Raw genomic sequence first — 14378 nt, 5'->3', positions numbered from 1 at the left:
TCGTTCATTGACCGTCTATCACCGTTTAAATCTTTGGTTAAGTCCTCGACCGATTAGTATTGGTCCGCTCCATATATCGCTATACTTCCACTTCCAACCTATCAACCTGATCATCTCTCAGGGGTCTTACTCACTTACGTGATGGGAAATCTCATCTTGAGGGGGGCTTCACGCTTAGATGCTTTCAGCGTTTATCCCGTCCACACATAGCTACCCAGCAATGCCCTTGGCAGAACAACTGGTACACCAGAGGTGTGTCCATCCCGGTCCTCTCGTACTAAGGACAGCTCCACTCAAATTTCCTACGCCCGCGACGGATAGGGACCGAACTGTCTCACGACGTTCTGAACCCAGCTCGCGTACCGCTTTAATGGGCGAACAGCCCAACCCTTGGGACCGACTACAGCCCCAGGATGCGATGAGCCGACATCGAGGTGCCAAACCTCCCCGTCGATGTGGACTCTTGGGGGAGATAAGCCTGTTATCCCCAGGGTAGCTTTTATCCGTTGAGCGATGGCCCTTCCATACGGAACCACCGGATCACTAAGCCCGACTTTCGTCCCTGCTCGACTTGTAGGTCTCGCAGTCAAGCTCCCTTATGCCTTTACACTCTGCGAATGATTTCCAACCATTCTGAGGGAACCTTTGGGCGCCTCCGTTACACTTTAGGAGGCGACCGCCCCAGTCAAACTGCCCGTCAGACACTGTCTCCCAGCCCGATAAGGGCTGTGGGTTAGAGTGGTCATACAGCAAGGGTAGTATCCCACCAACGCCTCCACCAAGACTGGCGTCCTGGCTTCATTGGCTCCTACCTATCCTGTACAAGCTGTACAAACACTCAATATCAAACTGCAGTAAAGCTCCATGGGGTCTTTCCGTCCTGTCGCGGGTAACCTGCATCTTCACAGGTACTATAATTTCACCGAGTCTCTCGTTGAGACAGTGCCCAGATCGTTACGCCTTTCGTGCGGGTCGGAACTTACCCGACAAGGAATTTCGCTACCTTAGGACCGTTATAGTTACGGCCGCCGTTTACTGGGGCTTCAATTCTGAGCTTCGCCCTAAAGCTAACCCATCCTCTTAACCTTCCAGCACCGGGCAGGCGTCAGCCCCTATACGTCATCTTACGATTTTGCAGAGACCTGTGTTTTTGATAAACAGTCGCCTGGGCCTATTCACTGCGGCTGACCAATTGGTCAGCACCCCTTCTCCCGAAGTTACGGGGTCATTTTGCCGAGTTCCTTAACGAGAGTTCTCTCGCACACCTTAGGATTCTCTCCTCGACTACCTGTGTCGGTTTGCGGTACGGGCAGTTTGTTTCTAACTAGAAGCTTTTCTTGACAGTGTGACATCGGGAACTTCGGTACTTAATTTCCCTCCCCATCACAACTTGTTCTTAAAGAAGCAAGCATTTGACTCACTTCAAAACTTGTTGCTTGGACGTGCATATCCAACAGCACGTATTCCTTAGCCTACTGTGTCCCTCCATTGTTCAAACAAAACAAACTGGTACAGGAATCTCAACCTGTTGTCCATCGTCTACGCCATTCGGCCTCGACTTAGGTCCCGACTAACCCTGGGAGGACGAGCCTTCCCCAGGAAACCTTAGTCATTCGGTGGACGGGATTCTCACCCGTCTTTCGCTACTCATACCGGCATTCTCACTTCTAAGCGCTCCACTAGTCCTCACGATCTAGCTTCAACGCCCTTAGAACGCTCTCCTACCATAGAACCAATGGTTCTATCCACAGCTTCGGTGTTATGTTTAGCCCCGGTAAATTTTCGGCGCAGGGTCACTCGACTAGTGAGCTATTACGCACTCTTTAAATGATGGCTGCTTCTGAGCCAACATCCTAGTTGTCTAAGCAACTCCACATCCTTTTCCACTTAACATAAACTTTGGGACCTTAGCTGGTGGTCTGGGCTGTTTCCCTTTCGACTACGGATCTTATCACTCGCAGTCTGACTCCCGGATATAAATCAATGGCATTCGGAGTTTATCTGAATTCGGTAACCCTAGAAGGGCCCCTAGTCCAAACAGTTGCTCTACCTCCATGATTCTAATTCCGAGGCTAGCCCTAAAGCTATTTCGGAGAGAACCAGCTATCTCCAAGTTCGATTGGAATTTCTCCGCTACCCACACCTCATCCCCGCATTTTTCAACATACGTGGGTTCGGTCCTCCAGTGCGTATTACCGCACCTTCAACCTGGACATGGGTAGATCACTTGGTTTCGGGTCTACGACCACATACTCATTCGCCCTATTCAGACTCGCTTTCGCTACGGCTCCGTCTCATCAACTTAACCTCGCATGTGATCGTAACTCGCCGGTTCATTCTACAAAAGGCACGCTATCACCCATTAACGGGCTTTAACTATTTGTAGGCACACGGTTTCAGGGGCTATTTCACTCCTCTTCCGAGGTTCTTTTCACCTTTCCCTCACGGTACTGGTTCACTATCGGTCACTAGGGAGTATTTAGCCTTGGGAGATGGTCCTCCCGGATTCCGACGGAATTTCTCGTGTTCCGCCGTACTCAGGATACTGATCAGAGTGAAATTGGTTTCGGTTACAGGGCTTTTACCTTCTTCGGCAGACCTTTCCAGGTCGCTTCTCCTACCAACTTCATTTATGACTCTATATGTTCAGTCCTACAACCCCAGAAAGCAAGCTTTCTGGTTTGGGCTATTCCCGTTTCGCTCGCCGCTACTCAGGGAATCGATTTTTCTTTCTCTTCCTGCAGGTACTTAGATGTTTCAGTTCTCTGCGTCTACCTCTACTGACCTATGTATTCAGTCAGCAGTAACATCCTATCAAAGATGCTGGGTTCCCCCATTCGGAAATCTTTGGATCAAAGCTCACTTACAGCTCCCCAAAGCATATCGGCGTTAGTCCCGTCCTTCATCGGCTCCTAGTGCCAAGGCATTCACCGTGCGCCCTTATTAACTTAACCTATGGTTAATCGTTAATGTTTAATACTCATCTTTCGATGAGAACCTTAAAAAACTTATTTTTTAAAAATTTCGGTGTGTTTCTGGTTTCTTACTTAAATTACGATTTTTAACTTTATCCAGTTTTCAAAGAACAAGGTGCTTCAATTAAAAAGATTGAGAAGATTAGACCTCTCAAAACTAAACAAAGATAAGATGAATGTGTGGGTTTCCGTTATATTCCTTAGAAAGGAGGTGATCCAGCCGCACCTTCCGATACGGCTACCTTGTTACGACTTCACCCCAATTATCTGTCCCACCTTAGGCGGCTGGCTCCCAAAAGGGTTACCTCACCGATTTCGGGTGTTACAAACTCTCGTGGTGTGACGGGCGGTGTGTACAAGACCCGGGAACGTATTCACCGCGGCGTGCTGATCCGCGATTACTAGCGATTCCGGCTTCATGCAGGCGAGTTGCAGCCTACAATCCGAACTGAGAATGGCTTTAAGAGATTAGCTTAGCCTCGCGACTTTGCGACTCGTTGTACCATCCATTGTAGCACGTGTGTAGCCCAGGTCATAAGGGGCATGATGATTTGACGTCATCCCCACCTTCCTCCGGTTTATCACCGGCAGTCTCACTAGAGTGCCCAACTGAATGCTGGCAACTAATAATAGGGGTTGCGCTCGTTGCGGGACTTAACCCAACATCTCACGACACGAGCTGACGACAACCATGCACCACCTGTCACTTTGTCCCCGAAGGGAAAGCCCTATCTCTAGGGTTGTCAAAGGATGTCAAGACCTGGTAAGGTTCTTCGCGTTGCTTCGAATTAAACCACATGCTCCACCGCTTGTGCGGGTCCCCGTCAATTCCTTTGAGTTTCAACCTTGCGGTCGTACTCCCCAGGCGGAGTGCTTAATGCGTTAGCTGCAGCACTGAAGGGCGGAAACCCTCCAACACTTAGCACTCATCGTTTACGGCGTGGACTACCAGGGTATCTAATCCTGTTTGCTCCCCACGCTTTCGAGCCTCAGCGTCAGTTACAGACCAGAGAGTCGCCTTCGCCACTGGTGTTCCTCCACATATCTACGCATTTCACCGCTACACGTGGAATTCCACTCTCCTCTTCTGCACTCAAGTTCCCCAGTTTCCAATGACCTTCCCCGGTTGAGCCGGGGGCTTTCACATCAGACTTAAAGAACCGCCTGCGCTCGCTTTACGCCCAATAAATCCGGACAACGCTTGCCACCTACGTATTACCGCGGCTGCTGGCACGTAGTTAGCCGTGGCTTTCTGGTTAGATACCGTCAGGGGATGAGCAGTTACTCTCATCCTTGTTCTTCTCTAACAACAGAGTTTTACGATCCGAAAACCTTCTTCACTCACGCGGCATTGCTCCGTCAGACTTTCGTCCATTGCGGAAGATTCCCTACTGCTGCCTCCCGTAGGAGTCTGGGCCGTGTCTCAGTCCCAGTGTGGCCGATCACCCTCTCAGGTCGGCTACGTATCATCGCCTTGGTGAGCCATTACCTCACCAACTAGCTAATACGCCGCGGGTCCATCCATAAGCGGTAGCCGAAGCCACCTTTCTTCTATTCGTCATGTGACGTTTAGAAATATGCGGTATTAGCATCCGTTTCCGAATGTTATCCCCCTCTTATGGGCAGGTTACCCACGTGTTACTCACCCGTCCGCCACTCCTTGACTTCGGTGGGTGCAAGCACCCGGTGAAGTCAAAGCGTTCGACTTGCATGTATTAGGCATGCCGCCAGCGTTCGTCCTGAGCCAGGATCAAACTCTCATATAAAATGATGCTTGAAGCTCATTATTGAATTGCTAGCGAATAATTATTCACTAATTTTGTTACTGTTGACTTAGCACTGCTAAGTCACCCTCACATTTATTTCATCTTACTTTGTTTAGTTTTCAAAGGTCTAAAGCGTGTTGTTTGTTTGTGACAACTTACTTATAATATCATGTCTCAAACTGTCTGTCAACAACTTTTTTAATTTTTGTTTCTCGCTTTGTCGGTTTGTTTCAACCTGTCTCAGCGACATGTATTAATATAACAGGGATTCAGAGTATCGTCAATGTTTTTTTTACAAAAAAAACACATTTCTATTAACCACAAACATTAATTCGTTGTTTCTAAACTCTCGACTCTTTTTTTAAGTAAACACGAACTAATTAAGTCTTTTCTCATTGAATCATCCGCTAGGTCTAAAGAATATTTATTCAATTAAATAAAAATCTATTCATAATTTAAAGTTCAATTAAAAAAAAGTAGAATCAAACCCTTTTCAAGCCTATCTGATTTTACTTTTTATTAATTTTTTTAGTTGATTCTCAATCCATAATACAAATGATCGTGTAACACTCCGTTAAATTCAGCAATTTTCGGCATTCTTCCCCATTGTTTAAAACCAAATTTCCCAAGAATGTATTCACTTGCTCCGTTGCCTTCTACAATCATTGCAATAACGTTTTGATAACCAATCTCTTTAGCTTGCTGTAGCGCATAATCAACTAACTTTGATCCAATACCACGATTCCGGTAATCACCATTTACATAGTAACTAATTTCAGCGACCTGATCTACCGCTCTTCTTCCTACTCGGTATCCACTTAAATGACTATATCCAGCAACCTTTCCATCAACTTCATAAACGAACAGCGGATATTTTTCTATTTGATGAGAATCAAACCATGATTTTCTTTCTTCTATTATAAACGGATCAAGATCACAGGTGATTCCTCCTGTAAGTATTGCCTTATTATAGATATCTACCATTTCTGGCAAGTCTACTAAACTTGCTTCTCTAATAAGTGCTTTTTGTTTGGTAAAAGTTACCTCTATCATTTAAGCTTCCTCCAATCCTATCTAAAAATTCATTTTTATTGTGGTATTTATTGAACCGTTTACATTGCTATCTCACTAGCTTAAGAAGACATAAATTATCTCTTACAACTTATACGGCAAGGATTATTATATACTCTGAGTTATGCTTCGACAATCTTTTTTTTGAAAATTTTATGTATTGTTTGTGTGTCTTTAAAAATAGTCTTTCTATTACTTTAACGAATGCGTTTCTTTGCATGTTGAAAGGTATCTTTGCTTTATAATTTTATTTACATTCACTAAACTTACAGTATCTAAATAACGAAATTTTTGGAGGTGAAAACGAGATGCAACGAATCTTATTTTGGATTTTCACTAGCTCATTATTGTTTCTAGGCTATTTCTCTTATGATGTCATCACAATGCAAGGGCCTATTAACGATGCCATTGAAAAGCCTAGCAGTGAAGTCATTATTGAAGAGGGGGATGCTTACCTTAATGAAATAAAAGAACTTATTGGCCATCCTTTAGACTTCACATCTGGAGCTCCTAAAAAAGCTGGTAGTAACATAGAACAAAGTCAAAGTGCTTTAATCTAAAAATCAACCATTGTCACCTACCAAGTTACTAATGATGCTCTTTCCAAAGGAATCATCAATACTGCTAATACTAATCAGACTGAATTTGCTAGAAATACGATTGCTCATAATCAACTATGGGACACCTTTAGGACTATCATTCCGAAAGATTTACGCACAAACATTTATTCTTTCTCCGTTTTCTCAGATGGAGCTAACAATCTTTTAGGCTACGTTGAACCGTTAGACTACAATGGAGATACTTGGCAACTTGGCGTTGACTTTGTGGATAGCACTGATAAAAAAACTTTTATTACACTTTAATTCATGAATATGGCCACCTTCTAACTTTAAATAATAAGCAAATGGTCAGCAATTACGATTGGAAAACCCCTAGTCAAAAAGAAACTACTTACTCTTCTTTCTATGGAGAAAGCACTCCTGATTCGTATATGAATTTATATTATGACGAATTTTGGATTGATTATTACAAAGAGTGGCAACACCTCAATGTCCAATCAAATTCAGAAGCTCAACAAGCCTTTTACCTTGAACATGCTGATGATTTTTTGACAAGTTATGCTGTCACACATCCTGAAGAAGATATTGCTGAATCATGGACTTTTTTTATTCTTTCTCCTAAACAAAGTAATGATACCATTGCACAAAAAAAGCAAAACTTTTTTTATCAATTTCCAGAATTAGTTGAAACACGAACTGAAATTCTAAAGAACCTTTTAACTGAAGCAAAAAAAGACTAAGCCTCAATTAAGGTTTAGTCTTTTTATTTTTAACTTAAAATTATCTATTACAATTAATCTATATTTTTATTAAGCTGTAGCCGGTTTTAAACGTGCCCAAGCATTTTTTACAGATGTTTTCATTTTATCAGTCAAAGGAACAGTTACTTCTTTTACCGCACAATATTTATCAACAAATGTCACAATATAACTTTCTTTATACTTGGGTAAAGCTACTGTGGCTAACCACATATGTTTAATAATAATATCGCATTCTAGTTCACTTAACTCAGTTAATTTCTTGGCATTTTCACAAGCCATTCGAGGATGGACATAAGCATGGGAGCCTTCCTCAAATTTCGTTATTCTCCAGTCATAATAAAACAAATCATGAAGTAATCCTGCGCGAGCTATTGCTCTAACATTCAATCCACGTTTTTTGGCAATACCATAACTGATATAAGATACACTAATTGAATGTTCTAACCTTGTGGTAAAATAATGTTGTGTATAGTCATTCAGCTTTTTCACTTCTTCAAATTCCAACAAATCTTCAACAAGAGCAATGTATTCTAAATCTTGCTTCCACTTTGGTTCGATCATCACATGACTTCCTTCTATTTAATATTTTATATTTTATATTTTTTTCTAACTGGTTTTAATTTTACATTGTATGACGTTTTTTTTAAAGATGAACAGCTTAAACTTAAAGAAATATTAGGAAAACTTATTCTTTAGACACAACCTTGCAACACAAGTCATTCTATTTTTGTTAACCAGAACATCACTATTCCAGCTGCTACTGCAACGTTTAAAGACTCCGCTTGTCCAACAATTGGAATGTAAATATTTTTAGTAGTTCGCTTTAATAATTCAGCAGACATCCCATTTCCTTCATTCCCCATGACTAATCCGTAAACAGATTGCGGTTCAATAGACCGATAAGAAACAGCTTCTTCATTTAATTCTGTTCCATAAACTGGAAAGCCATTTTTAAAGAATAAGTCAAACCATTCATTTAAATCGCCTTGATAAATAGGCAAGTGAAAATGACTGCCTTGCATAGACCGCAAGACTTTACTATTGTAAAGATCTACAGAACCTTTTCCTAAAACCACTCCGCCAAAACCAGCAGCATCTGCTGTGCGAACCATCGTTCCAACGTTTCCTGGATCTTGAACATTATCGAGTAATAAAAATGGTTTATCTAAAATTGGTTCATTGATTAGGTCTACTTTTTGGACAACCGCAAAAACACCTTGGGAAGTTTCTGTTTCACTTAAGAGTTTTGCGATCTCAATAGAAATTTCGACTTGTTTTTCTTCATCAAATTGCGGAATATCTTCAATTGCAATTTCTTCACTTATCATCATTTCCAAAATTATTGCATGATTTTTTAAAGCTTCTTCTATTAAATGGAAACCTTCTATCAAATAGACCCCTGCTTTTTGGCGTCCTTTTTTAGTTTGCAGCTTTTTCCAATTTTTTACGCGTTCATTTTTTGTGGATAAAATTACTTCCATTTGTGATCCTCCGCTCGTTTCTTCTACTTCTTATTCATTCTACTAAAAAAGTCCGCTCTTTTAAAGAGCGGACTTCAGCTGTTTCTATTTTAAAATTTATAAGTTACTGTACTTAGATCAATTTTTTATGGGACCATTTTTCTTATAGATAACTTGCAGGGTCAACACGCGAACCATTTACATAGACTTCAAAGTGTAAATGGACTCCTGTGGAAGAACCGGTTGTACCCATTGTTCCAATTTGTTGACCTTGAGAAACTTGTTGTCCAGAAGAAACGAGCAAGCTTCCTGCCACCATATGTGCATAAAGTGATTGAACTCCGTTTCCATGATCGATTTTTACATAGTAACCCCAAGAGCTGCTGTAACCAGCGAAAACAATTTTTCCGCTTTGGGCTGCCACGATCGGACCACCGCCACCAAAATCAGTCCCACCATGTAATTTATTTACACCTGTAATCGGGTGGATACGGTAGCCATAAGAAGAAGTAGTATATCCTGCACTTGGATTAATAAAACCTGAACTATTTGCAGAAGATGAACTAATTGACGGTGCAGCAGTGACTGTTGAAGTGCTGGACTTGCTCGTTTGTTTAACTTCTACAGCTTTTGCTGCAGCCGCAGCTTCTGCTTTTGCAGCTTTAACTTCTGCTTCTGCTTCTGCTTTTTTAGCAGCTTCTTGCGCTTTTTCTTCTGCTACAATGATGCGTTGACGCTCTTCTTGTAATTCACTAGATAAGACACTTGTTTGAGTAGCAACAACGGCTTGTTCTTTTACAAATTGTTTTTTCTCAGACTCTGTCATATCGTATTTAGTTGCTACTTGAATGATTTTATCGTCTAATTCTGCTTTTTGAGCAACTAGGTTACTTTTATTCACTTCGATTTTAGCTTTTAGTGATACAATAGCTACTTTTTCTTTCTGAGCAGCCTGTTCATTTTTTTCTACTTCTTTTTTATCATTCTCTTGTTGTATTACGATATCTTTATTTGCAGAAACTAATTGATTTACTACACCAACGCGGCCAATCAAATCGGATAAGCTGTCTGCAGCCAACACTAGCTCAACCATATTAGATGTACTTCCATCTGTTTGAACAGTTCTCGCTTGATGCTCTAATTTTTCTTCACGTCTAGCGATTAGATCTTTCAGTTTTTTAATCTCAGCTTTTAATTTCTCGATTTTAGTTTCTGAATCAGCTAATTTTTGTTCTTGTGCTTTTAATTCTAAAACGACTGTATCAATATCTGTTTGTAATTTTTCAACTTCTGATTCAAGATTTGCTTTTTCAGCTTCTAGATTATTTAGTGTATTTTCTTGTGATTGGATTTTTGAATTTAAGTCGGCTGATTTATTTTCTAATTCAGCTTTTTGGTTCTCAAGTTCTTCGACGCTCGCTGCTTCTGTCACAGTTGGCATTACGATAGGACTGGCAAATAATAGAGTTGCGATAATTCCAGTCATCAATTTCTTTTTCAAAGCATACCCTCCGTGGTTTTTTATACCTTCTTATTTTTCTCACATTCGTTATTATAGCATAGAAACTTCACTAAAATGATGCTAATTACTTAACAAAGCTGCCTACTTTATTACATTTTCATTTCTGCAAACGATTACATATTGTTTTTAATTTAAGAAACGATTGTTTTGCATATTTAGCCATATTTTGTACATATTTAACAACCTATTTAAACATACGCCGTTCTTGACTATTATTTTTTATTCAGAGCTATTGTTAAATAAATAAAGATGATTCATCCTTATTAATTGTATCCGCTCTTGAATAATTGATATAGCATCAATCTTTTTGTCTTAATAGTTTCACATAATCACGGCAGGAGAATTTTTATAGTGAAATTGATTTTGGGTTTAGTTATCAGTTTTTCTAGTGTTGGTTGGATATGATAGCCATCAACATCATGCTATTGACACTTTGATTGTTGCTCTAATTTGTCAAATGCTATTGTTTAAGTAATTGAACCACACGTCTTTCAGCACTGAGGGCATTGCAGTCGATACTGATATTGGCGAAATTCTGGATAAAGACTCATCACTTGATAATAAACCGTTAACATTTATCAACCAATTAAGAAATTATGAAAACCAAATTTAGTACTCACATAAAGATGACCGTAAACCCAATCAATTTTATAAATAGAACACGGGGCTGTCTCGAATGAGTCAGCCCCGTGTTCTATTTATAGTTGATTCGCCCTGCAGAATAAGGTACATTGCCTACCATGCAAGGTCAATTATTCATTCATCATAGGAAACGAGATAAAGAATGTCGTTTCTTTTCCTATAATACTTTGCAATTTGATTTCCCCGTTATGCGCATGCATGATATCTTGGCAGATTGCCAAACCTAGACCCGTTCCTCCGATTTCGCGTGAGCGATCAGTATCGATGCGATAAAATCGGTCAAAGATGAATGGTAGATGCTCCTCGGCAATACCCTCTCCGTAATCAGTGATTGCCATGATGACTTTTTCATTTTCATAGTAGGTACGCATCAGTATTGGTGTGTTTTTATCGGAATGGAATATAGCATTTTGGACAATGTTTAAAATGACCTGTTCTACTTTATTACGGTTCATCAGAACATTCGGTACCTCACCTAACGTCAGTTTGATTTCCCGGCCTTCTTGGATCATCTTCAGTAATGGAGAAAGTTCCTCTAGAATGTCATTCAGGTTCAATTCGATTTTCCCCATCTGAACCTTTCGATCCAACTTTGATAATTCTAGCAGTTCATTCACAATATTTGTCAAGCGCTTCGTCTGATCGAGCATGCTCTCCAGAGAATAGCGTATTCTCTCAGGGTTATCCAGTTTACCCCGTAACAGAACTTCTGAGTAGCCTTGGATTGTCGTTAGCGGCGTCTTTAATTCATGTGAAGCATCAGAAACGAATTGTTGCAGCTTACGCTGATTCTCTTCAATAGTTTGAAAGGAATCATGTAACCTTGCTTTCAACTCATTAGTCGAATCGACTAATTTAGCTATATCCGCTTGAGCATCATCGATAACAATAAGCTCATCCAAATTGCCGACAACAACCTCAGAAACCGATGCAATAACACGATCTAAGGGGTCCAGCGTTTTCCTCAACATGCGTTTATAGACTAGCCAGGCTAACAACAGAATAACAATGCTGGCAATCACATAAATAATCAACTGCGTAAGCATCAACTCCAAAGACTCGTGGATGGAATAGATGACTTCAATCGTCCCAATTGTTTTCCCTTCATAATAAACAGGTTCAGTGTATGTCGCTATCTGTTTATCCTTTAAAAATACTCGATTGATGTGAATCATTTGTTTTTCCCCGGAACTCGCATAAAATATGATGTTCGCATTTGAAATGATATCCTCAGCAAGCTCTGTTGCCTTTTCAGACAACAGTTCTCCTTCACCGAACAGATTGTCAGATTGCTGTAGAGCCTGTAGGTAGCTGGTCACTTCCGATTTTCTTTGATTTTCCGTATAGAGATAAATTAAGCTCGTCTGCAAAAAACCAATAATCACCAAAAACAACAGCAGCAACAACATACTCCTTTGGAACAGTTGCCTATTCAAGTTTTTCCTTGTTTTCATCCTTCCACGTCCAATTTATAGCCGAATCCACGCTCCGTTTTTATGTAACGGTGCTCTGTATCCTGCAGTTTTTCTCTTAAGTTGCGGATATACACTTCCACCACGTTCGAACTGCTGAAATAATCATAACCCCAGACCTGATTCATGATTGTTTCTTTTGAGATAACGATGTTCACATTATCGAACAGCAGACACATCAGTTTATACTCCGTGGGTGTCAAATCGAGCTTTTTATCCTCGAACATAATCTCATGGCGGGCATCATCGACGGAAAAGGGACCTTTACTGATAACTGAATTTTTTTGCGGGAAGCGACTATTCAAGCGGACCTCCATCCGCGTCAGCAGCTCCATAAAGCTGAAGGGTTTGGCCAGATAATCATCCGCCCCGATTTTCAGCCCTTTTACAGTATCTTCCGCTTGGTCCTTCGCGGTCAGCATAATGACGACGACCTCGTATTTCTGCTTTAGCATGCGACAACATTCGTAGCCGTCCATACCTGGCATCATCACATCCAAAATGACGATGTCGAAGGGATTTTGATGCATTTTCGTCAATGCTGATAAGCCATCTTTTGCGGTTTCGACGCTGTATCCTTCATCTTCCAAACCCATCGTTAAAAAATCGCGGATACTCTGTTCGTCATCCACTACCAAAACACACGTTTGTTTCCCGTTCATTGCATTCACCTCTTTGCCTTATTATATCATGTTTTCAATTTCTGATTGACCGCAAAACGTCATCTTCAGCTAATCTTCAGCTTACCTTCATGCCGTCCTCAACTTTCTTATCTATACTGAATATAAATAAGAAAACGGAGGAAATGCTTATGAAAAGAAAAGTAATCCAAATTATGATTCTCGCTATTTATTTTTTGAGCCCCTTGCCAATTGCTTTCATATCACTAAGAGGGCTAAACTTCAGCATCGCAGCACCTGCTTTTATTGGAATCATCAGTTACACCTGGTTATTGTCTGAACTGATAACCGCCGCAAGACCTAAGTTCATCGAAAAATACTTTAGTCTGGATAAATTCCATCGCTTCCATGGCATTATGGCCATTGTCGCTTTGGCACTTGGCATGCTTCATAAAGAATGGGCCAATTTTGCTTGGGGAGAGTTCGAATTTTCGACTGTCTTCGGAGATTTTGCCATCATGCTTTTCTTGCTGTTGACCGTTTTATCTTTGCTTTTCATGACTGGCTGGCTGCGAAGAATCAAAATAATAAATGTAATGTTGGATACATTAGGAAATTTTGCCCTCGCTAAATACGGAACCATGAAATTTCTGCATAATTTCAATATTGTTGCCATTATCTCACTATCTGTGCATGTCATCACCATCGCCTATGTTGTCCGGTCCGATATGACGTTGACTATGATGTACGCCCTTTATTTCATTGTTTCTTTGAGTTTCTTTGTATACCTTAAGCTGATCAGACCTTTTTTATTGAAGAAAAACATTTATACCATAACCAATGCAGTAAATGAAACTGACCAGATCGTCAGCTTGACACTAGAAGCTGAAAGCGGACAAATTTTTGATTACAACGCCGGACAGTTCATCTATTTAAGGGTCAAGGATGAAAAATACACTTTTGAAGAACACCCTTTTTCTCTGACTTCCGCACCCGCAAATCCGCATGTCCTTTCCGTATCCATCAAAGATTCCGGGGATTACACGCATATCATCCAACATATCAAGGTGGGAACGAAAGTGACTGTTGAAGGTCCTTATGGTGGGTTATGGCAGCCGTTGGAAAACATCCAAAAAACAGATAAGAGCTTAGTGCTGTTTGCCGGAGGTATAGGTGTTACACCTATGTTGGGCATCTTGGAAAGCCTTCGCCAAAAAAAATTCAAAAATAGAACAGTACTCATCTGGAGTTTGCGCAACGAATATGAACTCGCTTATGCAACAGAACTAGCTTCTTTCCAGAAAGATATGCCCAATTTCATATTCGTTCCTTTTTATTCAACCAAGAACGGCTACTTGGATGCGGAAAAAACGGAAGCTATTTTCGAATCAGCTAAAGTCCCCTGTTCGACTAGCGAGTTTATTCTCTGCGGTCCCAAAAAGTTCATGCATACCATTGAATCAACGTTGGTTTCCAAAAATGTTTCAAAACAAAAAATCCACTTTGAGTCATTTGGGCTGTAAAAAATG

9 protein-coding genes and 2 rRNA genes are annotated in these 14378 nt (G+C 40.7%); 3 read left to right on the top strand and 8 right to left on the bottom strand.

Annotated features, from left to right (window positions below; translation table 11 throughout):
• Window positions 1-33 precede the first annotated feature (33 nt).
• The 3 genes from BR50_RS08405 to BR50_RS08395 all read right to left on the bottom strand — a co-directional run bounded on the left by BR50_RS08405 (window position 34) and on the right by BR50_RS08395 (window position 5794).
• A 23S ribosomal RNA gene (locus tag BR50_RS08405) occupies window positions 34-2954 on the bottom strand.
• Window positions 2955-3179: 225 nt separating this feature from the next.
• Window positions 3180-4741 (bottom strand): 16S ribosomal RNA (locus BR50_RS08400).
• The 16S and 23S rRNA genes sit together here, the layout of an rRNA operon.
• A gap of 528 nt (window positions 4742-5269) precedes the next feature.
• On the bottom strand, window positions 5270-5794 hold the full coding sequence (locus tag BR50_RS08395; protein WP_034547793.1) for a GNAT family N-acetyltransferase: 525 nt from the start codon (window positions 5792-5794) through the stop codon (window positions 5270-5272).
• A 326-nt stretch (window positions 5795-6120) separates the two neighbouring features.
• Between BR50_RS08395 and BR50_RS13005 the strand changes: the two genes are divergently transcribed.
• Together BR50_RS13005 and BR50_RS13000 are read left to right on the top strand one after the other, a co-directional pair.
• Window positions 6121-6372 carry a hypothetical protein gene (locus BR50_RS13005; protein WP_245792768.1) on the top strand — a complete coding sequence of 84 codons (252 nt, stop codon included), beginning with the start codon at window positions 6121-6123 and terminating at the stop codon, window positions 6370-6372.
• 344 nt (window positions 6373-6716) lie between these two features.
• Window positions 6717-7112 (top strand): hypothetical protein, encoded by a 396-nt coding sequence (locus BR50_RS13000; RefSeq protein ID WP_248699991.1) that lies wholly within the window; start codon window positions 6717-6719, stop codon window positions 7110-7112.
• A 69-nt stretch (window positions 7113-7181) separates the two neighbouring features.
• Here BR50_RS13000 and BR50_RS08385 read toward each other — a convergent pair whose 3' ends face one another.
• The 5 genes from BR50_RS08385 to BR50_RS08365 form a co-directional block, all read right to left on the bottom strand.
• On the bottom strand, window positions 7182-7691 hold the full coding sequence (locus tag BR50_RS08385) for an HD domain-containing protein (RefSeq protein ID WP_170206185.1): 510 nt from the start codon (window positions 7689-7691) through the stop codon (window positions 7182-7184).
• 158 nt (window positions 7692-7849) lie between these two features.
• On the bottom strand, window positions 7850-8614 hold the full coding sequence (locus BR50_RS08380; protein ID WP_034547789.1) for a TrmH family RNA methyltransferase: 765 nt from the start codon (window positions 8612-8614) through the stop codon (window positions 7850-7852).
• A gap of 142 nt (window positions 8615-8756) precedes the next feature.
• The gene (locus BR50_RS08375; RefSeq protein WP_034547787.1) at window positions 8757-10094 is read right to left on the bottom strand and encodes a murein hydrolase activator EnvC family protein; all 1338 of its coding nucleotides are present in this window, start codon (window positions 10092-10094) and stop codon (window positions 8757-8759) included.
• A gap of 773 nt (window positions 10095-10867) precedes the next feature.
• Window positions 10868-12211 (bottom strand): sensor histidine kinase, encoded by a 1344-nt coding sequence (locus tag BR50_RS08370; protein WP_081884494.1) that lies wholly within the window; start codon window positions 12209-12211, stop codon window positions 10868-10870.
• A complete protein-coding gene (locus BR50_RS08365; RefSeq protein WP_034547783.1) occupies window positions 12208-12891 on the bottom strand; it encodes a response regulator transcription factor in 684 nt (227 codons plus the stop codon). The genes BR50_RS08370 and BR50_RS08365 overlap by 4 nt, the downstream gene beginning before the upstream one ends.
• Before the next feature lie 149 nt (window positions 12892-13040).
• On the opposite strand from BR50_RS08365, the gene BR50_RS08360 reads away from it, so the two are divergent.
• On the top strand, window positions 13041-14372 hold the full coding sequence (locus tag BR50_RS08360) for a ferredoxin reductase family protein (RefSeq protein ID WP_034547781.1): 1332 nt from the start codon (window positions 13041-13043) through the stop codon (window positions 14370-14372).
• The last annotated feature ends 6 nt before the right edge of the window (window positions 14373-14378 follow it).

Source organism: Carnobacterium alterfunditum DSM 5972 (genome assembly GCF_000744115.1).
In the GTDB taxonomy this organism is placed as follows: Bacteria; Bacillota; Bacilli; order Lactobacillales; family Carnobacteriaceae; genus Carnobacterium_B; species Carnobacterium_B alterfunditum.
This window is presented reverse-complemented; position numbering and strand designations above follow the sequence as displayed.

Bases quoted from the DNA above. Each gene is read 5' to 3' on its own strand.
- BR50_RS08395 (WP_034547793.1), bottom strand. From the start codon at position 5,794: ATGATAGAGGTAACTTTTACCAAACAAAAAGCACTTATTAGAGAAGCA.
- BR50_RS13005 (WP_245792768.1), top strand. From the start codon at position 6,121: ATGCAACGAATCTTATTTTGGATTTTCACTAGCTCATTATTGTTTCTA.
- BR50_RS13000 (WP_248699991.1), top strand. From the start codon at position 6,717: ATGGTCAGCAATTACGATTGGAAAACCCCTAGTCAAAAAGAAACTACT.
- BR50_RS08380 (WP_034547789.1), bottom strand. From the start codon at position 8,614: ATGGAAGTAATTTTATCCACAAAAAATGAACGCGTAAAAAATTGGAAA.
- BR50_RS08370 (WP_081884494.1), bottom strand. From the start codon at position 12,211: ATGAAAACAAGGAAAAACTTGAATAGGCAACTGTTCCAAAGGAGTATG.
- BR50_RS08365 (WP_034547783.1), bottom strand. From the start codon at position 12,891: ATGAACGGGAAACAAACGTGTGTTTTGGTAGTGGATGACGAACAGAGT.
- BR50_RS08360 (WP_034547781.1), top strand. From the start codon at position 13,041: ATGAAAAGAAAAGTAATCCAAATTATGATTCTCGCTATTTATTTTTTG.